This is a genomic window from Ferrimonas sp., assembly GCF_048263965.1.
GTDB lineage: Bacteria > Pseudomonadota > Gammaproteobacteria > Enterobacterales > Shewanellaceae > Ferrimonas.
Genome location: NZ_JBLXDO010000011.1, coordinates 116454 through 141475, shown reverse-complemented (window position 1 = coordinate 141475; position 25022 = coordinate 116454). Strand labels below are relative to the sequence as shown.

The following is a 25022-nucleotide window of genomic DNA, read 5'->3' as shown; positions in this document are numbered from 1 at the left end:
GATTCGCACCGAGCCTATGCAACCCTGCGGCGCTCCTCCTAGCACAGTTGCTCCGACGAACGCCGGAGCCCAGCGTCTTTGCTCGCGAGGGCTCTGCGGAATTCTGAAGCCACTGGATCCCGGCGTCCGCCGGGAAGACGATTGTGCGTGTGGGTTGGGGAGTACGTTGTAGCTGGCGGCTGTGCGTTCTGAAAGATAGGTTATTCGAATGCATGGGTTAGTCGGAGGAGTGGTAAGGCTCGTATAAGCAGGGAGTGGTGTATCTGGCAGGTTCGCACTGAGCCTATGTAACCCGGCGGCGCCTCCCCCAGCACAGTCACTCCGGCGAACGCCGGAGCCCAGCGTCTTTGTTCGCGAGGGCTCTGCGGAATTCTGAAGCCACTGGATCCCGGCGTGCGCCGGGAAGACGATTGTGCGTGTGGGTTGGGGAGTGCGCTGTCGCTGGCGGCAGTGCGTGCTGGGAGGTTGCTCGATGAAGCACGGATACCTGTTTAGCTGCACTTGCAGATTCGCACATAGCCAAAACAATCCGGCGGCGCTCCCCCTCGCACAGTCACTCCGGCGAACGCCGGAGCCCAGTGTCTTTATGCTCGATACTCTGAGCGCCCTTTCAAGCGCCAGGCTCAGAAAAACAAAAGGGCCCCGTAGGGCCCTTTGTCACTCTCACTGGCGATTAGGCGTTGTCAGGCTTGCGGTCGCCCATCAGTTCGGCGCCGGCCAGAGGATCGTGGTAGACGTCGGCCTCAAACTCACCTTCGGACTTGGCCACAATCACGGTGACGGCGGCATCACCGGTCACGTTCACCGCGGTACGCACCATATCCAGCAGGCGGTCCACACCCAGGATCAGGGCGATACCTTCAACAGGCAGACCAACCTGGTTCAGTACCATGGCCAGCATCACCAGGCCTACGCCGGGTACACCGGCGGTGCCGATGGAGGCCAGGGTGGCGGTGATGATCACCATGATGTAGTCACCGATGGTCAGATCGATGCCAAACACCTGGGCGATAAATACCGTGGCCACACCCTGCATGATGGCGGTACCGTCCATGTTGATGGTGGCACCCAGCGGCAGGGAGAAGGAGCTGATGTTGTTGTGCACACCCAGACGGTAGTTGGCGTTCTCAATGGTTACCGGCAGGGTCGCATTGGAGCTGGCGGTGGAGAACGCGAACAGCTGAACACTGCGCATCTTCTTCAGGAAGGTGATGGGGTTCAGGCCGGTGGTTACCTTCAGCAGAGTGGGGTAGGTCACCAGACCGTGGATGAACAGCACCGCCAGTACCAGGAAGAAGTACTTGATGACGCTTCCGAAGGTTTCCAGACCCAGGGTCAGCGCCAGCTTGGCCATCAGGGCGAATACGCCGTAGGGGGCCAGCTGCATCAGGATGGTGACCAGCTTCATCACCACTTCGTTGATGTCTTCGAAGAAGTTACGCACCCGGGCGCCACGCTCGCCGCTCTGGCTGATGGCCACGCCGAAGATGATGGCGAAGACGATGATCTGCAGCATGGAGCCTTTGGCCATGGCATCGATGGGGTTGCTGGGGACAATGTTCACCAGCACCTGGCTCAGCGGCGGCGCCGCTTTGGCATCAAAGGCCAGGCCTTCGGCCGCCAGAGAGGCGTTGCCAGGCTGCACGATGATGGCTGCGGTGATCGCCAGGGTGATGGCGATGGCGGTGGTGGTCAGGTAGAACGCCAGGGTTTTACCACCGAGGCGGCCCAGTTTGCCCGGATCGGACAGGGAGGCGGTACCACACACCAGGGATACAAATACCAGGGGGACCACCAGCATCTTCAGCGAGGAAACGAAGATGTTTCCGATAACGCTGAACAGGCCGTCCACCAGATAGGTTTCTACCAGCTCACTGCCTGGGAAAAGGACCCGCAACAATCCGCCGATGGCAATACCGGCGAACATGCCAATCAAAATCTTGGCAGTCAGACCCATTTTCTTTTGCATTTTTTCAGACATGCAACTTCCTTCATTCGGTTCTCTTTTTTATTTGCGGCCTAAGCCTAGCAGGAACTTTGCCGCGGAAAAAAGGGGGTAAATGTAGAAATCTACGATCGCAATGAATTGATATTGCCTTGATGATGATTCGAAGTGGCGATCTCGTTGTGAGTGATTAGTCTTAAGGTTGTTGGGATGCTAAGGAGTGGTGTCCCCGGTGTGACAGGGAGTCCCACAATGGATTTTGTCATTCGTCAGATTTTTGTCTCTTTTTTTCTGATTTTGTTGGTGAGTTGCGGAGGTGGGGATGGCCTCGAGGAGGGCAGTGCAGATGAATCCCCTGCCACGTATGCCCTGAGTTTGCAACTGATTAATGGCTCAGGCCAACAGGTTGAGCAGTTTTTTTCCGGTGAGGAGTTGCAGCTCGTTGCTCGCCTGAGCTCTGACAGAGGAAGCGTTGCTTCCCGGGAGCTCAGCATCGAGATCAGCGGCTCCAAGATGGAGACTGCGCTCTCTTACCAGCTTTCCACCAATGCCGCCGGAGAGGCCAGAGTGACCCTGGCATCGGGCAGCCTCAAGGGGCAGGGTGAAGTCCGAGGCAGCTACGGCACCCAGGCTCTGTCCAGTACCCCCTTCGATGCCCGGACTCTGAATCTCGAGCTGAGCCTAACCGACGCCCAGGATCAGCCTCTGCAAACCCTCTCAGCCACCCAGCCCGGTCAGCTTCGGGCGCACCTGACCGATGATGGCCAGCCCCTGGCCGACACTCTGGTGAGCTTTACCCTGGGCGAGGTGGGGGCGATGACCCCCTCCATGGGCACCGCCCTGACCGACGCTGAAGGCATCGCCAGTGTCACACTGCTGGCGGGCAGCGAGGCCGGTGCGGGCTTGGTGCACGGCGCCGTCAGCATAGAGGGCGCAGTACTAAGCCGCTCGTTGGCCTTTGCCACCCTGGGGGAGGAGAGTGCCGGCGAGACCGCAGGAGGGGAGCAATTGCAGCTGTCTCTGGTAAGTAGCCAGAGCGGTCAGGCCACCAGTCAAATCTCCGCCTCGGACCCAGGATTGATTCAGGTGCAGCTGTTGGATGCTGCTCAGCAACCGGTGGTGAGTCGGGTGGTGAGCTTCACCACCACCCTGGGTCAGTTTCTGCCTGCCAGTGCCACCGCACTGACCGACAGCAGTGGCCGCGCCAGCATCCCGCTGAAGGCGGGCAGTGTGCAGGGGGCGGCCGAGGTGGAGGCCAGCTTCGATTCGGTCACCAGTCGTCTGGGCTTTGTCACCCTGGGGGATGAGATTGACCCCGACTCGGTGGTGCCGGAAATAGCCCTGGCTCTGTATGACTGCAATCAGGCCACTGGTTGGGACCGCAGCGCCCGAAACTTCGAGGTGTGTCAGTCCACCTCCAACATCACCAACACTCAGCCCGGGGTCATCGCCAACACCCTGACCCAGAGCGGCAGCGATCAGCCCCTGGCCCAGCGACTGGTGACGGCATCGACCTCCCTGGGCGCCATCAGCCCGGCGGCGGGCACTGCCATCACCGACGCTCAGGGGCGGGCACTGCTGGATCTCTATGCCAATGGCGACCTCGGCGCCGGCGAGCTGACCGTGGGCATCGCCAACCAGTCCCAGCAACTGGCGTTTGAGGTGGGCAGGGTGAGTGTCAGTCTGTCGGTCAGCAACTCCCTGGGCAGTCAGACCCTGCCCGCCGGCGGCAGCGCCATCATCCGGGTGGAAACCCTGAACCCGGATGGCGCTCTGGCGGTGGACCAGCCGCTTGAACTGGAGCTCAGTTCCCAGTGTGCGGCGGCCGGGCTGGCGGTCATCGACTCCCCGGTGACCACGGTGGCCGGAGTGGGACTGGCCACCTACCTGGCACAGGGGTGTCAGGGCGAGGACAGGATCAGCGTCAGTGCCCAGACCGGTGGCAGCACCGTGGTGGGTCAGACCCAGGTTCAGGTGGCGGACGCGGCCATCGGCTCTCTGCAGTTTGTCTCTGCGGAGCCCGGACTGCTGGCGCTCAAAGGCAGTGGCGGCATTCAGGGCGCCGGGGTGCGTTCCGAAACTGCTCTGGTCAGTTTCCGGCTGCTGGACCAGTCCGGTGCGGCGGCGACCCAGGAGAAGGTGTGCTTCGAGCTTTCCACCGAGGTGGGCGGCTTGACCCTAAGTCCTCAGCCGCTGGCGCAGGATCTGGCAGATTGTCCCAATGTGCCTGAAGGCACCTCGGATCTCAGCCGATTCGCCGTGGGTTACTCCAACAGTGAGGGGCTGGTGTCGGTGACCGTGGGCGCCGGAGATGTGCCGACCCAGGTGAAGGTGTTTGCGGTGTGGGCCGGCAGCGACAGCGGTGGTCACCCTGCGGTGGTGTCGAATCTCTCCGATGCCCTGGTGGTGACCACCGGACTGGCGGACGACAATAGCCTCTCTCTGAGTGCCACCTTGCTCAACCCGGAGGCCTGGGAGTTTGACGGCGAACAGGTGCTGCTGACGATGATGGCGGCGGATCATTTCAATAACCCGGTCCCGGACGGCACCATGGTGGTGTTCACCACCGAGGGGGGCGCCATCGACGCCAGTTGTGAAACCGGCTCCAAGGATGACCGTCCCAACCCCGAGGGTGCCTGTCAGGTTGCCTGGCGCAGCCAGAACCCACGGCCCTTCGAGTCCACCACCGTCAGTTGTCCCGACGCCTCCCTGCCTCCCTGCCTGGGGGCCACCCTGGCCGATCACGTCAGTGGCCAGGGCTCCATCATCGTCGAGCCCAGGCCCGGGCGCGCCTCGGTGATGGTGAGGCTCATAGGCGAAGAGAGCTTTGTGGATCTCAATGGCAATGGGGTGTTTGACGGCGCGCCGGAGACCTTTGTCGACCGCACCGAGGCGTTTCGCGATGACAACGAGGATGAGCACTATCGCAACTACGGCGCCGATGGGTTGAGTGCCAGTGGGGCGGTGCCCGCCGGGGCCGTCGAGGAGGAGTTCTTCGATTACGACAGCAATGGTCAGTTCGACGGCGTGGATGGCCTCTACACCGGCCTGTTGTGCCATGGGGATGCGGCGGATCAGTGCGTGGATACCGGGTTGGATTCGCAGAATGCCCAATTGATGCTGTGGCGTAACCTGACCCTGGTGATGTCCGGCAGCGTGCCCTTTGGCAAACTGCGCCAGGTGGGTAGTGGTGGCGCGCTCGAGAGCGTCAGCCAATTGGATCTGGTGAGCAACGCCAGTCAGTCGGTGCTGCTGTTTCTCTCCGATGAGAACAACAACCCGCTTCCCTATGGCACCACCATCACCGCATCCACCTCCAACGGTGAACTGGTGGGGGTGACCGAATACAGTGTGGGCAGCACCAACAGTATGATTCCCATGGCCTTTGGCTTTACCGTCGAGCAGGAGACCAGCCCCAATGACCGTACCCTGGGCAGCCTGTTCATTACAGTCACCACCCCGAAAGGCAGTCCGGCCTCCTTCTCGGTGTCGGTGCTGGATGGGGGGTAGTTCGGCTTAGCTATATATAGTGGGACTAAGAGCAGAAAGTGCCCGAAAAGTTTGAGCTGCATCGGGAGGGGCATCTCCCGATGTGGGCTCGGACATACGCATTTGGGGCTGGCAGGTTCGCAGCCAGTCGATGCAATCCGCAGGAGTTCCCTCTCGCACAGTCACTCCGGCGAAGGCGGTCGCCCAGCGTCTTTGTTCGCAGGGGTTGGGAATGTTGTATCTGGCAGATTCGCACAGAGCAGGTTCAGCCCAGCGGCGCTCCCTCTCAGCACAGTCACTCCGGCGAACGCCGGAGCCCAGCGTCTTTTTTTGAGAAGGCTTTGGAGCGGTTGAAAGCCACTGGATCCCGGCGTGCGCCGGGAAGACGATTGTGCGTGTGGGTTGTGGAGCGCGTTGTAGCTTACGAATGTACGTGCTGGGAGGTGGGTTATTGAATCAAGGGGAGTTGTTTAACTGAATTTGCAGACTCGCACAGAGCTGGCTCAGCCCAGCGGCGCTCCCATTAGCACAGTCACTCCGGCGCACGCGGTCGCTCAGTGTCTTTGCTCGCAGGAACTGGGAATGTTGTATTTGGCAGATTCGCACAGAGCTGGCGTAACCCTGAGGCGCTCCCCCTCGCACAGTCACTCCGGCGAACGCCGGAGCCCAGTGTCTTTAGGTCGCGGAGTCTAGGTATGCTCCGGAAACAGTTCCTGTCCGACTCAATGGCATCCCCTCAGTTTTCTAAATCCCCCAACAACAAAGGAGAGCCTCGGCTCTCCTTTGTTCTCTTTATATAGAGGGGAACACCGGCTCGCCCCGTTGCTCCAGCTCGAATGCTCGGGCCTGTTCCCGCTTGAGCAACTCCACGATGGCGTCGACGCAGCGCAGCACCCGCAGTTCTACGAAGAAGGGTTCGGCCTGGGGGTATTGCATCAGGATGTAGCGCAGCCACTGCTTGATGCGGTTGGGGAAGTAGATGGATTTCTCGCCGCTAATCTCCCGTTCGGCGTAATCGGCCATCAGCGCCGCCACTTGGGACCAGGAGTAGGCGGATTCGGTGCCACGTACCACATTGGCGAGGTTAGGCACAGCCAGGGCGCCGCGGCCCAACATGATGTCTTCACAGCCACTTAGCTGCTGACAGGCCAGGGCATCGGCCCGGTTCCAGATCTCGCCGTTGGCAATCACCGGAATGGACAGCGCTTTGGCGATGGGCGCGATGGCGGGCCAGTCGATGCGTTCGGCCCGGTAGCCATCCTCTTTGGTGCGGGCGTGAATCACCAGCTCCGCTGCTCCGCCGCTGGCAGCCGCATCGGCGATCTCCATGGCCCGATCGCCGCTGTCCCAGCCGAGGCGAACCTTGGCGGTGACCGGCAGATGAGCAGGCACGGCGGCGCGCACCTGGCTGACCACTTGGTGGATCTGTTCCGGGGTCTTCAGCATCACCGCGCCACCGTTGGAGCGGTTCACCGACTTGGCGGGGCAGCCGAAATTCAGGTCGATGCCTGGCGAGCCCAACTCGGCGGCCACCGCGGCGTTTTCGGCCATCCACTGAGGGTGCTGTCCCAACAATTGAACCCGCACCGGCGTGCCGGCCAGGGTTTTTCCACCCTGATCCAACTCGGGACAGAGACGGCGAAACACCTTTTCCGGTAGCAGTTGTTCCACCACCCGCACGAACTCAGTGACGCACAGGTCGTAATTATTTATCTCTGTGAACACTTGCCGCATCAGGGGATCCATCACCCCTTCCATCGGCGCCAGAATCACTCTCATAGTTCGCCAAACCCACTTCTATCAAGGCGCGACAGTGTACCAGCACCTTGAGGTTGCATCATCCCTAACAGGATAAAACCGGATTGAAAACCAGCAAGATCAAAAAAAGTTGTTATATTGTGAAATAGATCCTGTGGTCGCTGGGTCTATTCTCGTAAGCCAGCGAACTACGGCGCTGGGTTAACAATGGTTTAAGAATCGAAGATTTAGAGAAGGAAGCTTAAGATGAACACTATGAAGAAAACCACTGTTGCTGCAGCTTTGGGTCTGTGTGTAGCTGGCGTATCCATGGGCGCTGCGGCGGCCGATGCCAACCCCTTTGCCGCTCAGGAACTGACCGCGGGTTACCAGTTGGACGGTGACAAGCACAAAGAAGGTAAGTGTGGCGAAGGTAAGTGCGGCGGTGAGTCCAAGGGTAAAGAGGGCAAGTGCGGCGAAGGTAAATGTGGCGGCGAGTCCAAGGCCAAAGGTAAAGAGGGCAAGTGCGGCGAAGGTAAGTGCGGCGGCGAGTCCAAGGCCAAAGAGGGCAAGTGCGGCGAAGGTAAGTGTGGCGGCGAGTCCAAAGCCAAAGAGGGCAAGTGCGGCGAAGGTAAGTGCGGCGGCGAGTCCAAGTCCAAGTCCAAAGAGGGCAAGTGTGGCGAAGGTAAGTGTGGTGGCGCTGCCTAAGGCCCCAGCCTGAGTAATCCTCTATGCAAGGCTGGCATTTTGCCAGCCTTGTTGTTTGAGCCAGATTCATATGGATTAGTGTTGGAGCCAGCCTTAATCCATAGGATCAGAAGGAGAGCAGTATGATTTCAGGGGCCGGACTCGGTTTAAAGCGTGAAATGGTGGATGAGTTTATCCAGGATGGCGTACCGCCCTCGGTCAACTTCCTGGAGGTGGCGCCGGAGAACTGGATGAAGGTACCGCCCAAACTGGCGCGCAAGTTTAAAGCTCTGACGGAGCAGTACCCCTTCGTCTGCCACGGCCTCTCCCTCTCCATCGGCGCCCCGGCACCTCTGAATGTGGGGTTCGTCAAACAGGTGAAGCAGTTCCTCGATACCTACGGCATCGATCTCTACTCCGAACACCTGAGCTACTGCTCCGGCAACGCTCACATGTACGATCTGATGCCTATTCCTTTTACCGAGGAAGCGGTCACCCATGTGGCTGAGCGCATCCGCACCGTTCAGGAGATCATTGAGCGTCCGCTGATCATCGAAAACGTCTCCTACTACGCCGAGCCTGGTGCCACCATGGACGAGGTGAGCTTCATCAACGCCGTATTGGCGGAGAGCGACTGCAAGCTGCTATTGGATGTGAACAACATCTACGTGAACAGCATCAATCACAAATACGATGCCGATGCCTTCCTGGAGGGGATCGACGGCAGCCGCACCGCCTATTATCACGTGGCCGGGCACTACCGTCAGGCAGACGATTTCGTGGTCGATACCCATGGCGCGCCGGTGATCGACCCGGTGTGGCGTCTGTTGCAGCGGGCCTATGAGCTTCATGGCATCCACCCCACCTTGCTGGAGCGGGACTTCAACCTGCCCCAGACGCGAGAGCTGGTCGCCGAAATCGACCGTATTCACCAGATTGCCGACCAGGTTAAAGGGGTCAAGGAGAGCGCATGATCGATTTCAAATCTCGCCAGCAGGCCTTTATGGCGCACATTCGCGATCCCAACAACCCGGCCCCCGAAGGGATTCCGGCAGAGCGCATGGCGGTCTACCGGGAACTGATGCTCAACAACATCGGCAACTTTGTCGACAGCGGCTTTCCCGTGCTCAAGTCCCTGTACCAGGAAGCGGACTGGGCCGAGCTGAGAGAGGCGTTTTTCGCCGCCCACGACAGCCACTCCCCCCTGTTTGTGGACATAGCCGCCGAGTTCCTGCTGTTCCTGCAGGGCTGGCAGCACCGCCACTGCGATCCACACTACCTGGAAGCCCTGGCCGCCTACGAGTACCTGGAGCTGAAGCTGGATGTGATGCCCGAAGCGCTGCATCAGCAAGGGTTGTCGGTCAACGACGATCTCTATCAGGTGCCGCTGCTGCTCAATCAGGTGGTTGAGATTGGCGAGTATGACTACCCGGTTCATCAGGTGTCTGAACACAACCGGGATGTGGATCCAGCGCACACCCTGCTGCTGGTGTACCGCAACCTGGATCTGGATATCGCCTTTATGGCGATCAACCCCATGACCCAGGCTCTTCTGGCGAAGCTGGATGCCACTCAGCCAACCTCCACCGAGGCGCTGATCCTGTCGATGCAGGGGCAGTTCCCTCAATTTGAGCCGCAGGTGATCGAGCAGGGCGTGATCCAGATCCTGGGTCAGATGGCGCGCGCCGGGGTGGTGGTCAAACCTTGTTCATGATTTGAGAGTCGGCGCGAGCTTGTTGTGAATTTGGCGGGAAACTGTTTCAAACATATTCCAATTTCGCCGAATCTGCTTCTTTGGTTGTGATCTTAAGCACACCATCCTGGGTGCGGGTTTCGTAGACTGCGCTCAGGATTGAACAGTCGGGTGTGGATAATGACCAAACACATTTTAGTGGTGGACGATAACCCCGGCAGCCGGGCGAGGATCCAGGAGGTCCTGACGGCGGCAGGGATGTCAGTGGTGACAGCAGACAACGGCATGCAGGCGCTGCTTGCGGCCAAGAGTAACAAGTTCGACGGTGTGGTGACCGATCAGGTGATGCCCATGATGGATGGGTGCCACCTGTGCCGGATGCTTCGCGAGATTCCTGCGTTTAAGCAGGTGCCCATTATCCTGTTAACTACCGAGGCCGGGCCGGCCTTTCAGGAGGAGATGGAGGAGTGCGGAGTACCGGTCTGGATGGAAAAACCACTTACGGAACAAAAGCTCGCGTTAATTGCGGCGGAAATGTTACATCCGTCTGTTGCAACCAAAACTAAAGCTGCTTAAGCTATAGCCGAAAAAGGTAGTAGTCATAAAAGGCCCATCTGCTGAACCTTATTTCAGCGCAGTGGGCTTTTTTGTTGTTTTTTTGCCGTCGCATCTGCGGCGAAATGGTAAGCCCTTTAACCATGAACCAAGATAAACTGACGCTGATCAAAAACAGCATCAAAACCGTTCCAGATTACCCAAAGCCAGGCATCATGTTCCGTGATGTGACCTCCCTGATGGAGAATGCCGAGGCCTACAACGCGTCTATCGACCTGTTCGTCGAGCAGTTCCGCGATTGTGGCATCACCAAGATCGTGGGCACCGAAGCTCGCGGTTTCCTGTTTGGTGCGCCTCTGGCCATCGCTATGGGTGTGGGTTTTGTTCCTGTACGTAAGCCGGGCAAGCTGCCCCGCAAGACCATCGGCCAGTCCTACGAGCTGGAATATGGTCAGGACACCCTGGAGCTGCACGTTGATGCCATTGAAGCCGGTGACAAGGTCCTGGTAGTGGACGACCTGCTGGCCACCGGTGGCACCATCGAAGCCACCGTGAAGCTGATCCGCTCCCTGGGCGGCGAAGTGGAACACTCCGCTTTTGTTATCTCCCTGCCTGACCTGGGCGGTGAGCAGAAGCTGGAAGCGCTGGGTCTGACCATCACCAAACTCTGCGAGTTTGACGGAGATTGATGGTCGACTAGCTAAGCCGGGCGATGTGCCCGGCTTTTTTGTACCTGGGTTCCCGTGATAGCATCAACCTCTTAACGAAGCATCGCCTTCGAAGGATTTTACGGGACATACCATGGCTTATCAGGTTCTGGCGCGTAAGTGGCGCCCGGCCAGTTTTAAAGAGGTGGTTGGTCAGCAGCATGTGCTTAAGGCACTGACCAACGCCCTGGAGCAGGATCGCCTGCACCACGCATACCTTTTCACCGGCACCCGCGGGGTGGGCAAAACCAGTATCGCCCGTCTGTTCGCTAAAGGGCTTAACTGCGAACAGGGGGTGACCGCCAACCCTTGCGGTCAGTGTGCCGCCTGCCAGGAGATCGCTCAGGGTCGTTTTGTTGACCTGATGGAGATCGACGCCGCGTCTCGCACCAAGGTGGATGACACCCGCGAGATTCTGGACAACGTCCAGTACCAGCCGGTGCGTGGCCGCTTCAAGGTGTACCTCATCGATGAGGTGCACATGCTGTCCCGACACAGTTTCAATGCGCTGCTCAAGACCCTTGAGGAGCCGCCTCCGCACGTGAAGTTCCTGCTGGCCACCACGGATCCGCAGAAGCTGCCGGTCACCGTGCTCTCCCGCTGCCTGCAGTTCAATCTGAAGAGCCTGCCCGCCGAGCGCATTGCCGAGCACCTGAGCCGGGTGTTGCAGGCGGAATCCGTGCCCTTTGTCCCCGAAGCCATCAACCTGCTGGCCAAGGCCGCCGAGGGCAGTGTCCGCGATGCCATGAGCCTGACCGATCAGGCCATTGCCCATGGCAATGGCGATCTGGCTTTGGCCGAGGTTCAGTCGATGCTGGGTACCCTGGATGCCAGCTACAGCCTGCGTCTGCTGCAGGCCCTGGTGGCCGGCGATCTGGGTGCCATGATGGCGACCCTGGAGGAGATTGACCAGTTTGCGCCGGACTACGATGACCTGCTGAAGCAGCTGCTTGAATTGCTCCACGCCCTGGCGATGACCCAGTTCTCCGTCAATGCCGCCCGGCTGCAGGATCAGGGGGCCGCGCTGCTGCCCCTGGCCGGTCGCTTGAGCCGAGAGCAGGTGCAGCTGTGGTATCAGATGCTGGCAGAGGGGCGCCGGGATCTGGCCCTGGCGCCGGATCCGCGCAGTGGCCTGGAGATGACCCTGTTGCGTACCCTGGCCTTTTCGCCGGTCACCGAGGTGCCGCCTCTGTCTGCCGCCCTGACTGAGCAGCCCGCGGCCATCGCCCCGCAGGCGCCCGTGACTCAGGTTGCGCCTCAACCTCAGCTTGCGCCTCAGCCTGCCGCTCAGGTGGGCAGCAGTGACCCGGAAGTGTTGGCTGCCGAGCAGCAGATGCTGCTGGACCAGGCAGAGCAGCTGCGCGGTGCGCCGGTGGCAGAGGTTGAGCCCCAGGCTCCCGTTCAGGCCGCAGTGCCTGAGACAACCGAGCAGCCCGAGCTTGCGCCGCAGGTGGAAGCTCCCCAGCCGAGTGAGCCGCCACAGGCCGAGTCCCCGGCGGTGGAAGCCCCTCAGCCAGTGTCTGAGCCAGCGCCCGAGCAGCAGAGTGTTCAGCCGCCACAGAGCGGCGCCGCCCCTGAGGTCGCACCGGCCCAGGAGCCCGCTGCAGCCAGTGGCCCCATGAGCCTGGTGGAGCGCGCCCTGGCGAACCGCGAGCGGCTGAGCAATATGGGACAGGCCGAGGAGCAGGAATCAAAAAAGCCGGCGCCCCTGGTGAGCGCGGCTCCCAGGGGAGGCAAGGCCGCTAGCCCCAAGCCTGAGCAGGCAGAGCCTGCCAGCAAGGATCCGGCAGAGGTTGTTCCTCAAAGCCAGGAGAAGCCGAAACCGGCGGAGCCTGTGGCCGAGATCGCCCAAGCCGAGCCTGCCCAGCAGGCCTATGTGCCGGAGTCCATCCCCCTGGAGGCCTATGGCGACTATGGCAGCCAATCTCAGCCGCAGGAGAGTGCGCCTCACCACGAAGCGGTGATGACCCAACCCAAGGCTGAAGAGGTGACCACTCAGCCCAAGACTGAGGTGGTGGCTCCGCCGCAGCCTCAGACTGCTGAGGCACCGGTGCAGCCGCCATCAGCACAAGCCGAGACGCCAGCACGCCAAGCTGCGGCACCGGTGTCACCGGCGCAGCAGGCCAGTGACGGCCCGGCCCCGTCCGGCAATCCGGAGGACCTGGCCTGGTATCAGGCAATTTTTGACCTGGGCGTGGCGGCCCGGGCACGGCAGTTGGCGATCAACTCACTGATGCAAAGGGAGGAGAACCGGGTCACCCTGTTGCTCAAGCCCGAGCAGCGTCACCTGATGCACCAGAGTGTGATGGGGCAGATCCAGGAGAAGATGGTGGCCCTGTGGCAGCAGCCCATCGAGCTGAAGGTGGAGATCGGTGAGCAGCCTGGGCGGGAGACGCCCCTGGATATTCGCCGTCGTCTGCACCGTGAGCGACTGGCTCAGGCCAAGGTCACTCTGCTGGAGGACCCCAGTGTCAGCTGGCTGATGGAAGAATTTGACGCACAACTCATCGATGAATCGATCAGTTATAAATAAACTTAGCTAACGGGAACGAATCCGTTAACATACGGCCCTTATGGCTTCAACCAGTAAAGAGAGAACCGAATATGTTTGGTAAAGGTGGTATGGGCAACCTGATGAAGCAGGCCCAGCAGATGCAAGAGAAGATGCAAGCGGCTCAGGCTGAGATCGCTGCCATGGAAGTGACCGGTGAAGCGGGCGCGGGCATGGTCAAGGTCACCATGACTGGTAGCCACAGCGTTCGCCGCGTTGAGATCGATCCCTCCCTGATGGAGGATGAGGTTGAGATGCTGGAAGATCTGATCGCCGCAGCCTGCAACGACGCAGCCCGTCGTGTGGAGGAGACCTCCAAAGAGAAGATGGCTGCCCTGACCGGCGGCATGGGTCTGCCCCCAGGCTTTAAGATGCCCTTCTAATGAAGTTCAGTCCCCTGGTCGATGACCTGATCAAAAGCCTGCAGTGCCTGCCTGGTGTGGGTCCACGTTCGGCGCAGAGGATGACATTCCAGTTGCTGGAGCGGGACAGGGCGGCCGGCCATAAGCTGGGCGAGGCTCTGTCCAAGGCGATGGCGGACGTGGGCCACTGTGGCCGCTGCCGCACCTTCACCGAGGAGCCTCTGTGCTCCGTGTGCGCCAACCCCAAACGGGGCGAGTCCGGTCAGGTCTGTGTGGTGGAGTCACCGGCAGACGTTCTGGCCATCGAGACCAGCGGTCAGTATGACGGTCGCTACTTTGTGCTGATGGGGCACCTGTCGCCCCTGGATGGCCTGGGTCCCGATGAGATTGGCCTGGACAAGCTTGAAGCGCTGATCCGCGAGGAGACGCCCAAGGAGCTGATCCTGGCCACCAACCCCACGGTTGAGGGGGAGGCCACCGCCCAGTACATCGCTGACATGTGCAAAGGCAGCGGCATCCGCGTCAGTCGCATCGCCCACGGCGTGCCCGTAGGTGGTGAGCTGGAGTATGTGGATGGCACCACTCTGGCCCTCTCCTTGAGTGGCCGCCGCGAACTCTAGAGATGGCTGACAGAAGTTTCAGCCTTGTCTGACAGCAGCTGTATAAAAAATCCCGCCCGTTGTGGCGGGATTTTTATTGGGGAACTACACTCAACCCCATACAGAGATACATCTATTAAAACTCTATAACTATGGGTTGCTTAGGCACCCGCCCATGCCGGATGCATGGGAATAATATGGATTTTCGGGTAATGGACGACGACGTACTTTTCGACCTGATCGAGCAGGCCTACGACAGTGCCATCGATGGTCAGTGGAATGGCCTGCTGGATCGCATCTCTCCCGCCTTTGGCGGTTCCAAAGTGTTTCTTTCTGCCACCCGCGAGCCCGAACAGGGGCAGCATATGATCTGCACCACCCATGGTCTTGAGGATCTGCTTCAGGGCTACATGAGACAGATCCACCTCGATCCCTGTTTCCAGGTGGTGATGCAGCGCCCCGATGAGGCGCTGTGCATGAGCGACAGGATCAAGCCCCGCCTCGAAGCCAGTCCCGTCTACCGCTGGTACCGGGAGATGGAGGCGGATCATGCCATTGGCCGGGTCTACCCGGTCAAGGAGTTGTCTGCCCTGTTTGCCATCAACCGGACCGCGCGCCAGCGTCAGTACAATGCCGGCGAGCAGGCGGGGTTCAGCGTGCTGTCATCCCATGTGGGCGGGGCGGTGCGCACTGCCCGGGCTCTGGCGGATCAGGTGCATCAGAGGCTGTGTCAGTGGGACGCGGACAAGGTCAATAATGATGCCGCCCTGGCCATAGTGCGCGCCGATGGCAGCCCGGTGTTCATAAGCCGGGCCATGGAGCAGTTGCTGGAGAGCGATGGGCCGCTGCGCTGGTTTCGCGGCTGCCTGAAACTCAAGGACCCCTGGCACGATCTGATTCTGGCCCGGGCCCATCTGCTGGCGGTGAACACCAAAGTAACCCGTCGCTTTGGCAGCTCCATTCCCGTGGGCGAGCGCCGGATGCAGGTGATCCCCCTGTCCGCCTCCGTCTATGAGAACGCCAGCCTGTGGCTGATCTCCTAGCGGTGACCGCCCGGCTCTGAATGACGATGCCAGGGCCGCCGCTGGCTCGCCTTCGCTGATGCACAACGGCCCTCCCGCTGAGGGCCGGGATCCCGTCGCTTTTCACCGGGATTGGTGTAAAAACCACCATCAAAGTGAAACACACCCTAAAATTCTTCTGTGAGTGGTTGAAATCATTGAGGGCGACCCCATCTGAGATAGAGAACAGATTCAACCTAGACTGCCAGGAGAAATAGAGCATGTCCGTGCAACAGGAAACCCATGGTTTTCAGACCGAAGTGTCCCAGCTTCTGAAGCTGATGACCCACTCTCTGTATTCCAACAAGGAAATCTTCTTGCGCGAGCTGGTGTCCAACGCCGCCGACGCCGCCGATAAACTGCGCTACCGCGCCCTGTCCGACGCCGACCTGTATCAGGGCGACGGCGAACTGCGGGTTCGCCTGAGCGTCGACACCGATGCCGGTACCCTGACCATCAGCGACAACGGCATCGGCATGACCCGCGACGAGGTGATTGAGCACCTGGGCACCATCGCCAAATCCGGCACCGCCGACTTCTTCTCCCAGCTCTCCGGCGACGCCGCCAAAGACTCCCAGTTGATTGGCCAGTTCGGCGTGGGTTTCTACTCCGCCTTTATCGTGGCCGACAGGGTGACCGTACGCTCCCGCGCCGCGGGCTTCGATGCCGACGCCGGTGTCCAGTGGGAGTCCGCCGGTGAGGGTGACTTCACCGTGGCCAACATCGAGAAGGCCCAGCGCGGTACCGACATCATCCTGCACCTGCGGGATGAGGAGAAGGAGTTCCTGGATGAGTGGCGCCTGAAGTCCATCATCGGTAAATACTCTGATCACATCTCCATCCCGGTGGAGATGTGGCAGGAGGGCGAGCCTGAGCGTGAGCAGGATGGCGAGACCATCCCCGCCACCGAGGGCCAGTGGAGCGGGGTGAACAAGGCCACTGCCCTGTGGACCCGCAACAAGTCCGATATTTCCGAGGAGGAGTATCAGGAGTTCTACAAGCACGTCGCCCACGACTTTGAGGATCCCCTGGCCTGGGTACACAACAAGGTTGAGGGTAAGCAGGAGTACACCTCTCTGCTGTACATCCCTGGCCGTGCCCCCTTTGACCTGTGGAACCGTGAGCGTCAGCAGGGACTGAAGCTTTACGTGCAGCGGGTGTTCATCATGGACGACGCCGAGCAGTTTATGCCTCAGTACCTGCGCTTTGTTAAAGGCCTGCTGGATTCCAACGACCTGCCGCTGAACGTCTCCCGTGAGATTCTGCAGGACAACAAGGTCACCCAGAGTCTGCGCAGCGCCCTGACCAAGCGGGTGCTTACCATGCTGGAGCGCATGGCCTCCAACGATGCCGAGAAGTACCAGAAGTTCTGGGGCGAGTTCGGTAACGTGCTGAAAGAGGGCCCGGCGGAGGACCAGGGCAACAAGGAGAAGATCGCCAAGCTGCTGCGCTTTGCCTCGACTCACAACGACACCAGCGCCGAGACCGTCTCCCTGGAGGAGTACCTGAGCCGCGCCATCGAAGGCCAGGATAAGATCTACTACATCGTTGCCGACAGCTACCAGGCGGCCAAGAACAGCCCCCACCTGGAGCTGCTGCGTAAGAAGGGCATCGAAGTGCTGCTGATGTCCGAGCGCATCGATGAGTGGCTGATGAGCCACCTGACTGAGTTCGACGGTAAGCAGTTCGTCTCTGTGACCCAGGGTGACCTGCAGCTGCCCGAGTCCGACGAGGAGAAGGCCGAGGCCGAGAAGCAGGCCCAGGAGCACCAAGCGCTGCTGACCCGTTTCCAGGAGTCTCTGGGTGACAAGGTGAAGGAGGTGAAAGTCTCCCAGCGCCTGACCGATTCCCCCTCCTGCATCGTGACCTCTGATCAGGATATGTCCAGTCAGATGGTGAAGATGATGAAGGCGATGGGCCAGGAGGTACCAGAGGTGAAGCCGGTGTTCGAACTGAACCTGGAGCACCCCCTGGTGGCCAAGCTGGAGCAGGAGCAGGATGAGGAGCGCTTCGGCAAGTGGGCCGAACTGCTGCTGTCCCAGGCGATGCTGGCGGAGCGCGGCAGCCTGGAGGATCCCTCCCAGTTCGTGGCCCAGATGAACAGCCTGTGGCTGGAACTGTCCAAGTAATACCCTAACCCGGGCCGGAGCCAGCCTCCGGCCCCACAGGACCCTATATGCAACAGCAAGCACAGATCCTCGAAGCGAACGCACAGAACATTCAGCAGTTGGTGGATCAGTCCATGGACCGCCCTGTGGTGCTGAACTTCTTCTCTGAACAGGCGCCAGAGTGCCAGCCGGTGACCGCCCTGCTGACCCGCCTGGCCACCGAGCGCGCCGGCCAGTTCATTCTGGCCAACGTCAACTGCGATACCCAGATGGAGCTGGCGGGCTACTTCCGCATCCAGGCGCTGCCTACGGTGCTGGTACTGAGCAAGGGCCAGAGTGTTGACGGCTTTGCCGGACCCCAGCCCGATGCCATGGTGGAGCAGATGCTGGAGAAGCACCTGCCTAAGCTGTGGCAGCTGAAACTGGAGCAGGCCCAGGCTCTGGCGGAGCAGAAGCAGTGGGATGAGGCTTTGCCCCTGCTGCGTGATGCCCTGGCATTGGAGGAGAACAGCGAGGTCAAGCTGGCCCTGGCGGAAGCCTATCTGCAACTGGGGCGTCCCGGTGAGGCCGAGGCGCTGCTGGAGACCATCCCCATGGCGGATCAGGACAGCCAGTACCGGGTGCTGATGGCTCAGTTGGAGCTGGCTCAGCAGGCGGCGGACACTCCGGAGATTCGGGCGTTGCAGACCAAGCTTGAAGCCAATCCGGATCAACCTGAGGTGGTGGTGGAGCTGGCGGTGGCCCTGAATCAGGCGGGGCGTCAGGAGGAGTCACTGGAGGCACTGTTTGCCCTGCTCAAGGGCAACATGACCGCCGCAGATGGCGAAGCCCGGCGGGTGTTTATGGACATTGTGAACGCATTGGGGCAGGGCGACCCTGTGGCCAATCAATACCGCAGAAAATTGTACAGCCTGTTGTATTAGTGCTGCAAAACCGTCAAAATCGTCAAGCCGAGCCTACGCTCGGCTTGTTAGTGTATTGCCCCTAATAATAACCCTACCACTGATTGCCAGTGCGGTTATGGCATGAAAGTTAATGAATTTTGACCATCAGTGAACTATATCGCGCTGAATTAACCAAAAGTCTACCTTAACTGCCCTTCACATCCACCTTGGGCTGTGCCAAGATCGCCGGATCAGAAGTCAAGAGAAATAGTGAGAGGACTGTCGAATGCGCATTATCCTGTTGGGAGCGCCGGGCGCCGGAAAGGGAACTCAAGCCCAATTCATTATGGAGAAGTACGGGATTCCCCAGATCTCCACCGGTGACATGCTGCGAGCAGCCATCAAGGCTGGTACCCCCCTGGGTCTGGAAGCCAAGAAGGTGATGGACGCAGGTCAACTGGTTTCCGATGAGATCATCATCGGCCTGGTTAAGGAGCGTATTGCACAGGATGACTGTGCCAATGGCTTCCTGCTGGACGGTTTCCCCCGCACCCTGCCTCAGGCTGACGCCATGAAGGACGCCGGTATCAACGTGGATCATGTGATTGAGTTCGACGTTGCCGACCAGGTTATCGTAGAGCGCATGAGCGGTCGTCGTGTGCACCCTGGCTCCGGTCGTGTGTACCACGTGGTGTACAACCCGCCTAAGGCGGAAGGCAAGGATGACGTGACCGGCGAAGAGCTGGTGATCCGTGCCGACGACGAAGAAGCCACCGTGCGTAAGCGCCTGGCCGTGTACCACGAGCAGACCAAGCCTCTGGTGGACTACTACAGCGCCGCTGCTGAGCAGGGCCTGAACAAGTACCACAAGCTGGACGGCACCCAGGCCGTGACCGAGGTTTCCGGTCAGATTGCCGAGCTGCTGGCCTAAGCTGCCACTGACTCTGCGTCAAAATGTGATTCTTTTCGAAAAGCCCGCGATCAGCGGGCTTTTTTCGTTGTCTATTCAGGCAATTGTTAAACCAAACTCTGCAGTCTCACGTATACTGGCGTCAGGCCAATTTTGGATAGGTTTCATTGATGGACAAGAGCACTACCGGCGTTCTGCTGGTTAACCTGGGGACACCCGATGCCCCGACTCCCAGCGCGGTTCGCGCCTTCCTCAAGCAGTTTCTCAGCGATCCCCGTGTGGTGGACCTGCCTCGCTGGCAGTGGTGGCCCATCCTCAACGGCATCGTCCTGACCTTCCGCCCCAAGAAAGTGGCCAAAGCCTATCAGTCAGTGTGGCAGGAGCAGGGCTCGCCACTGATGGTGATCTCCCTGGAGCAGCAGAAGGCCCTGGAGGCGCGCCTGGAGCAGGACATGGGCATCAAGGTGCCGGTGGCCCTGGGGATGACCTATGGCTCCCCCTCCCTGAATGATGGCCTTGAGAGCCTCAAGGCCCAGGGGTGTGACAAGGTGGTGGTGCTGCCGCTGTTTCCCCAGTACTCCTGCTCCACCACGGGTGCGGTGTTTGATGGCCTGGCGGCGGAGTTTGCCAAGATGCGCACCATTCCCCACACCCGCCTGGTGCGTGACTACCACGACCATCCGGCCTACATCAGTGCCCTGGCGGGCAGCATCCAGTCTCACTGGAACAGGAAGGGGCGTGGCCAGAAGCTGCTGCTCTCCTTCCACGGAGTGCCCAAGCGCTTCGTGGATGAGGGTGACATCTACCAGAGTCAGTGCCTGCACACCGCCGAGTTGGTGGCCGAGCGCCTGGGGTTGTCCCAGGGACAGTGGATGGCCTGCTTCCAGAGCCGTTTCGGCAAGGAGGAGTGGCTGACGCCCTACACGGATGAAACCCTGGAAGCCCTGCCGAAACAGGGGGTGACCTCTATCGACATCATCACTCCGGCCTTCTCTGTCGACTGCCTGGAGACCCTGGAGGAGATCGCCATCGAGGGTAAAGAGGAGTTTATCGAGGCGGGCGGCAAGGGGTACCAGTTTATTCCCTGTCTCAATGCCGAGCCGGATCACATCCAGATGATGTCTGAGTTGATCCAGGCCGAGATGCAGAGCTGGTAATCCCTACCGGCAACTGCTAGAATCCCGCGCCAATCCGGGCCCGTAACGGGTCCGGCAGGGTCACCCCGCCAGGGAGCGCAATGACGCAAGGCGGGGTCTACACTAGCAAGGACGTTTCGCTCCTTTTCTGCCATGGTTACCGCCCAATGAAATTCCCTGGCCAACGCAAGTCAAAGCACTATTTTCCTGTCGACGCCCGTGATCCGCTGACCAATGAACTGAATCCGGTCATTCGTCCCAAGAACATTCACATTACCGGCATCGATCAGACCCTGGTGGATATCGAAGCCAAGGTCGATGACGACTTTATCGCCCGCCACGGACTGCGCAAAGGCAACTCCATGTTGATCGACGACGCCGCCGCTCACGCCCTCTATGAGGAGCTGAAGGGCAAGGCGCTGGTCACCAATGAGTTTGCCGGTGGCACCATCGGCAACACCCTGCACAACTACTCCACCCTGGCGGATGACCGCTCGGTGCTGTTTGGGGTGATGAGCCGCAATATCCTGATTGGCAGCTACGCCTACCGTTATCTGAGCGCCACCTCCAGCCGGGTGGATCTGAACCACCTGGAGCCGGTGGACGGCCCCATCGGTCGTTGTTTCACCCTGATCAGCCAGTGCGGTGAGCGTACCTTCGCCATCTCCAAGGGCGCCATGGATAAGCTGACCCCGGGTTTCATCGACAAGACCCTGGTGCAGAGTGGCGCCGCCCTGGTGCTGACCGCCTACCTGATGCGTGCCGGTGATGACCCCATTACCGATGCCGCCATGACCGCCATCGCCTACGCCAAAGAGGTTGGCGTGCCTGTGGTACTGACCCTGGGTACCCGCTTCCTCATCGAAGAGGATCCCCAGTGGTGGCAGGAGTTCATCAATGACCATGTGGACGTACTGGCGATGAACGAGGAGGAGGCGGAAGCGCTGACCGGTAAGCGGGACATCCTGCTGGCCTGTGAACAGACCCTGGAGTGGTGTGATCTGGTGCTGTGCACCGCGGGTCCTGCCGGCCTCTACATGGCCGGTTACTCCAGCGACGAGGTGAAGCGCCCCACCAGCCACACTCTGCTGCCAGGCTCCATCCCCGAGTTCAACCAGTACGAGTTCTCCCGCCCCATGCGCAAAGAGGACTGCGAGCAGCCGCTGAAGGTGTTCTCCCACATCGCCCCCTTCATGGGCGGCCCGGAGAAGATCCGCAACACCAATGGTGCCGGTGACGGCGCCCTGTCTGCCCTGCTGCACGACATGGCGGCCAACTTCTATCACAAGAAGAACCTGCCCACCTCCAGCAAGCATCGTTATGATGGGCTGTGTTACTCCTCCTTCTCTCAGATCTGCAAGTACGCCAACCGTGTGAGCTACGAGGTGCTGGCCCAGCACTCTCCGCGACTGTCCCGGGCGCTGCCTGAGCGTGAGGACAGCCTGGAAGAGGCTTACTGGGAGCGGTAATTCGCTTTCCGCGCAAAGAAAAGCCCGGCCTGTGCCGGGTTTTTTTATGGCTTCAGTACTGCGCCTGTAGTACCCAGGAAGCTGAGAACCCTGTTCGGTGGCAGAAAAGCGCTGACAATTTGCCGGCCCCTCTCTCTGCCGCTTTTCAGAGGCTATCAAGGTCGCTCAGGTAGCTTTCCGCCTGAGCCAGTACCGCTTCCTGCTGCTGTGGATCCATGCCGAACCAGTGACGGTAGATCATGCCCATCCTGGGGTGGTGGGCGAAGCGGTCGCTGTGTCGGTTGATGAAGTGCCAGTAGAGGCTGTTGTAGGGACAGGCGTTGTCACCGACCTTGGCCTTGGGATCATAGACACACTTGCGGCAATGGTTACCCATCTTATTGAGGTAGTTGGCACTGGCTGCGTAGGGTTTGGTGGCCAGCACCCCGCCATCGGCGTACTGGCTCATCCCCCTGGTATTGGGCAGCTCAACCCACTGGAAGGCATCGACGTAGATCCCCAGGTACCACTGGTCCACCTCGTCCGGGTCGATGCCGGCCAGCAGGCAGAAGGTGCCGGTGACCATCAGCCGTTGAATGTGGTGGGCGTAGCCGTAATCCAGTGACTGACCTATGGTCTGGAAGAGGCAACGCATCCGGGTGTCCCCGTTCCAGAACCAGGAGGGCAGGGCCCGATCGGCCTCCAGGCAATTGAGGTGCTGGTAGCCGGGCATCCGGCTCCAGTAGATCCCCCTGATATACTCCCGCCATCCGAGTATTTGACGGACGAACCCCTCCACCTGAGCCAGGGCGATCTCTTCAGGGTGGTGTTCATGGGCGGCGATGGCAGCCCGGATCACCTCCATGGGGTGCAGCATCTTGGTGTTCAGGGCGAAGGAGAGCCTGGCGTGATACAGGGTCCAGGCGTAGGGGCCGGTTTCCGTCAGGGCGTCCTGGAATTGTCCGAAGTGCGGCAGCAGGTAGCGGCAGAAGTGTTGGAGTTGTTGCAGGGACTGCAGTCGGGTGACTGGCCAGATCAACTGCTCTGGACAGTGCCCCAGGGTGTCGATGCCATGACGTTCGATGCGTGCCAGGGTAGAGCGGCAATCATTGGCAAACAGGCAGGGACTGGGAACCGCCAGGGCTTCCATGTCGCTGATGGGGTTGCGGTTTCGGGCGTCGAAGTTCCACTGTCCTCCCTGGGGCTTCTCCCCTTCCATCAACAGCTCATGCTCTCGTCGCATCCTGCGGTAGAAGGTTTCCATCTTCAGGGGCCGGTCTGAGGGAAAGTAGCCGGCAATCGCCGAACGGGGCAGGAGAAAGTGTTCACTCTCTACACTGTCGACCTCAATGCCCGGAAGGCGCATCTGGGCCAGCTGCTGTTCCAGGCGAAACTCATCGGGAGTCTGGTACTGCAGCCTGGTGACCTCATGCAGGGCGCAGTGGTGCATCAGCAATTGAGGCAGGGAGTCGAACCTCTGGGTTTCGTCCAGAGTCAGGTGCAGCACCTGATGACCCTGGGCTCTGAGATGGCGGGCAAAGGCCTCCATGGCCAGGAAGATGGCTGCCACTTTCTGCAGATGGTGGCGGACGTAGTCGGTTTCCTGTTTCAACTCAGCCAGCAGGTAGAGGCAGTTGGGCTCTACCTGCTGGAACCAGGAGTGATGGGCATTGAGCTGGTCCCCGAGGACCAGCCTGAGGGTTGGGGTCATGGCGCATCCTCTGGCCAATCAACGGGGCTCTTAGCGAGTGCCACGGGGTTATCACCTCGCCATTTGTGGGTGTAATGCCCCTTGGGGTCGTGCAGCCTGCTCTGCTTATCCAGGTCGAAGTGGCGTCCGCCCCGGGGATCGGCACCGACGCCGGCGATGTACTGCCAGTTTCCCCAGTTACTGCTGACGTCGTAGTCGATAAGTTGCTGTTCGAAGTAGGCCGCCCCGCAGCGCCAGTCCAGTTGCAACTCGTTGACCAGGGCGCTGGCCACCAATTGGCGGCCGCGGTTGGAGAGGTAGCCGGTTTCGTTGAGCTCATGCATGCAGGCGTTTACCAGGGGGTAGGGGGTGGTGCCCTGGCACCACTGGATGAACCGGGTCGGGTAGAAGCTGGTGAGAGGCCGTTTCTGGCCAATGCCCCCGAACTGAAAGAGTCGCCGACCCCATTTCATGGCGTACCACTGGAAGTATTCCCGCCACAACAGCTCTCTTTTCAGCCATTCGGTGGAGTCGTTGGCGCCCCAAGTCAGCTCGTAGTGACACAGGGCCTGCCAGATGCGTCGGGGCGACAGGCATCCCGCTGCCAGCCAGGGTGACCACTTGGCGGAGTTCTGCCACCCCTCCAGATCGTTGCGGGTTTCCTTGTAGTGTCCAGGAGCCGGACCATCCAGATAGTGGGCCAACTGTCTCTGCCCCTGAGATTCGCCGCCGATAAAGGGGCGGACTCTGTGCTGGCTGATGTGGGGCCAGGGAGTGACCTCCGGTGGTGGCGCGGGCAGGCTGTGGGGGGCTGGCGTTGGCGCTCTCACTTTGATTGGCTGCAGGGCACGGCGAAACGCGCTGTAGCTGGGGGGAAGATCTTCAATGTCGAAGGGGAGTTGCTCCAGATCAAACAGGGTATGGCCATCCACATGTTGCAGACTGAGGCCGGGGTGGCGGCGGGTGAGGTACCAGCTCAGCGCCTGTTCGTTGCTGGCCAGGGGGCGTTGTCTCACCAGGTGGGTAACGTCGTGACGCTCAATCAGCCGGGACAGGGCAGGAATGACCGGTTGTCGAATCAGCACCAGTTGTTGCCCAAGCCTGGTTAGAGCGCTGTGCAGCTCTTGTCGGGACTGGTGCAGAAAGTGTTGGCGTCGGTGTCCAATCCGTCTCAGGCCGTAGGAGCCAGGCTGACCCAGGGGGTCACCCAGGGAAACGCACAATAGTTCCCCGCCGAGTTGCGCGGCCCTGGCCAGAAGGGGATTGTCATCCAGCCTCAAATTGTGTTCAAACAGCACCAAAATAGTCATTTCAGTTTCACTGCTCTTTCTGTTTAAGTTAAATTGTAGCCCTTCTCTATCTGTCTACGGTGACTCCATGAAACGGGTCCTTCCTATGCTATTGACCACAATCCTGTTGGGTTGTGCCGCATCGCCTCAAAATAATCATCATGCCCTGTT

General features: G+C 60.2%; 19 protein-coding genes. 15 read left to right on the top strand and 4 right to left on the bottom strand.

The features are described from left to right. Positions 1 to 673: 673 nt before the first annotated feature. The gene (locus ACN0RV_RS11800; protein WP_417347791.1) at positions 674 to 1981 is read right to left on the bottom strand and encodes a dicarboxylate/amino acid:cation symporter; all 1308 of its coding nucleotides are present in this window, start codon (positions 1979 to 1981) and stop codon (positions 674 to 676) included. 339 nt (positions 1982 to 2320) lie between these two features. Here ACN0RV_RS11800 and ACN0RV_RS11795 point away from each other — a divergent pair, with 339 nt between their 5' ends. After that, on the top strand, positions 2321 to 5455 hold the full coding sequence (locus ACN0RV_RS11795) for an invasin (RefSeq protein WP_417347790.1): 3135 nt from the start codon (positions 2321 to 2323) through the stop codon (positions 5453 to 5455). 771 nt (positions 5456 to 6226) lie between these two features. Here ACN0RV_RS11795 and dusC read toward each other — a convergent pair. Continuing rightward, positions 6227 to 7213 (bottom strand): tRNA dihydrouridine(16) synthase DusC, encoded by a 987-nt coding sequence (gene dusC, locus ACN0RV_RS11790; RefSeq protein WP_417347789.1) that lies wholly within the window; start codon positions 7211 to 7213, stop codon positions 6227 to 6229. Between the two features lie 225 nt (positions 7214 to 7438). Here dusC and ACN0RV_RS11785 point away from each other — a divergent pair, with 225 nt between their 5' ends. From ACN0RV_RS11785 to ACN0RV_RS11720, 14 genes are all read left to right on the top strand, one after another. After that, the gene (locus ACN0RV_RS11785) at positions 7439 to 7879 is read left to right on the top strand and encodes a hypothetical protein (RefSeq protein ID WP_417347788.1); all 441 of its coding nucleotides are present in this window, start codon (positions 7439 to 7441) and stop codon (positions 7877 to 7879) included. 122 nt (positions 7880 to 8001) lie between these two features. After that, the gene (locus ACN0RV_RS11780) at positions 8002 to 8832 is read left to right on the top strand and encodes a DUF692 domain-containing protein (RefSeq protein WP_417347787.1); all 831 of its coding nucleotides are present in this window, start codon (positions 8002 to 8004) and stop codon (positions 8830 to 8832) included. Then, a complete protein-coding gene (locus ACN0RV_RS11775; protein ID WP_417347786.1) occupies positions 8829 to 9572 on the top strand; it encodes a DNA-binding domain-containing protein in 744 nt (247 codons plus the stop codon). The genes ACN0RV_RS11780 and ACN0RV_RS11775 overlap by 4 nt, the downstream gene beginning before the upstream one ends. A 159-nt stretch (positions 9573 to 9731) precedes the next feature. Further along, the gene (locus tag ACN0RV_RS11770) at positions 9732 to 10127 is read left to right on the top strand and encodes a response regulator (protein WP_417347785.1); all 396 of its coding nucleotides are present in this window, start codon (positions 9732 to 9734) and stop codon (positions 10125 to 10127) included. A gap of 122 nt (positions 10128 to 10249) precedes the next feature. Next, positions 10250 to 10795, top strand: coding sequence for an adenine phosphoribosyltransferase (gene apt / locus ACN0RV_RS11765; protein ID WP_028108076.1), 546 nt, complete (start codon positions 10250 to 10252; stop codon positions 10793 to 10795). Positions 10796 to 10907: 112 nt separating this feature from the next. Then, positions 10908 to 13346 (top strand): DNA polymerase III subunit gamma/tau, encoded by a 2439-nt coding sequence (gene dnaX, locus ACN0RV_RS11760; RefSeq protein WP_417347784.1) that lies wholly within the window; start codon positions 10908 to 10910, stop codon positions 13344 to 13346. A gap of 71 nt (positions 13347 to 13417) precedes the next feature. After that, on the top strand, positions 13418 to 13747 hold the full coding sequence (locus tag ACN0RV_RS11755; RefSeq protein WP_028108078.1) for a YbaB/EbfC family nucleoid-associated protein: 330 nt from the start codon (positions 13418 to 13420) through the stop codon (positions 13745 to 13747). Further along, positions 13747 to 14346, top strand: a complete 600-nt coding sequence (recR, locus tag ACN0RV_RS11750; protein WP_417347783.1) for a recombination mediator RecR — start codon at positions 13747 to 13749, stop codon at positions 14344 to 14346. Before ACN0RV_RS11755 ends, recR begins: the two co-directional genes overlap by 1 nt. A gap of 176 nt (positions 14347 to 14522) precedes the next feature. Beyond that, a complete protein-coding gene (locus ACN0RV_RS11745) occupies positions 14523 to 15368 on the top strand; it encodes a hypothetical protein (RefSeq protein ID WP_417347782.1) in 846 nt (281 codons plus the stop codon). A gap of 239 nt (positions 15369 to 15607) precedes the next feature. Further along, complete coding sequence (gene htpG / locus ACN0RV_RS11740) at positions 15608 to 17515, top strand: molecular chaperone HtpG (protein ID WP_417347781.1); 1908 nt, start codon at positions 15608 to 15610, stop codon at positions 17513 to 17515. Positions 17516 to 17562: 47 nt separating this feature from the next. Further along, complete coding sequence (locus tag ACN0RV_RS11735) at positions 17563 to 18417, top strand: tetratricopeptide repeat protein (protein ID WP_417347780.1); 855 nt, start codon at positions 17563 to 17565, stop codon at positions 18415 to 18417. Between the two features lie 247 nt (positions 18418 to 18664). Beyond that, complete coding sequence (gene adk / locus ACN0RV_RS11730; protein ID WP_417347779.1) at positions 18665 to 19309, top strand: adenylate kinase; 645 nt, start codon at positions 18665 to 18667, stop codon at positions 19307 to 19309. A 149-nt stretch (positions 19310 to 19458) separates the two neighbouring features. After that, on the top strand, positions 19459 to 20445 hold the full coding sequence (hemH, locus tag ACN0RV_RS11725) for a ferrochelatase (protein ID WP_417347778.1): 987 nt from the start codon (positions 19459 to 19461) through the stop codon (positions 20443 to 20445). Positions 20446 to 20591: 146 nt separating this feature from the next. Continuing rightward, positions 20592 to 21893 carry an inosine/guanosine kinase gene (locus tag ACN0RV_RS11720; protein ID WP_417347777.1) on the top strand — a complete coding sequence of 434 codons (1302 nt, stop codon included), beginning with the start codon at positions 20592 to 20594 and terminating at the stop codon, positions 21891 to 21893. Between the two features lie 145 nt (positions 21894 to 22038). On the opposite strand, the gene ACN0RV_RS11715 is transcribed toward ACN0RV_RS11720, so the two are convergent. Next, entirely contained in the window at positions 22039 to 23583 is a 1545-nt protein-coding gene (locus tag ACN0RV_RS11715) for a cryptochrome/photolyase family protein (protein ID WP_417347776.1), read from the bottom strand. Then, the gene (locus ACN0RV_RS11710; protein ID WP_417347775.1) at positions 23580 to 24872 is read right to left on the bottom strand and encodes a DASH family cryptochrome; all 1293 of its coding nucleotides are present in this window, start codon (positions 24870 to 24872) and stop codon (positions 23580 to 23582) included. Before ACN0RV_RS11710 ends, ACN0RV_RS11715 begins: the two co-directional genes overlap by 4 nt. Positions 24873 to 25022: the final 150 nt, after the last annotated feature.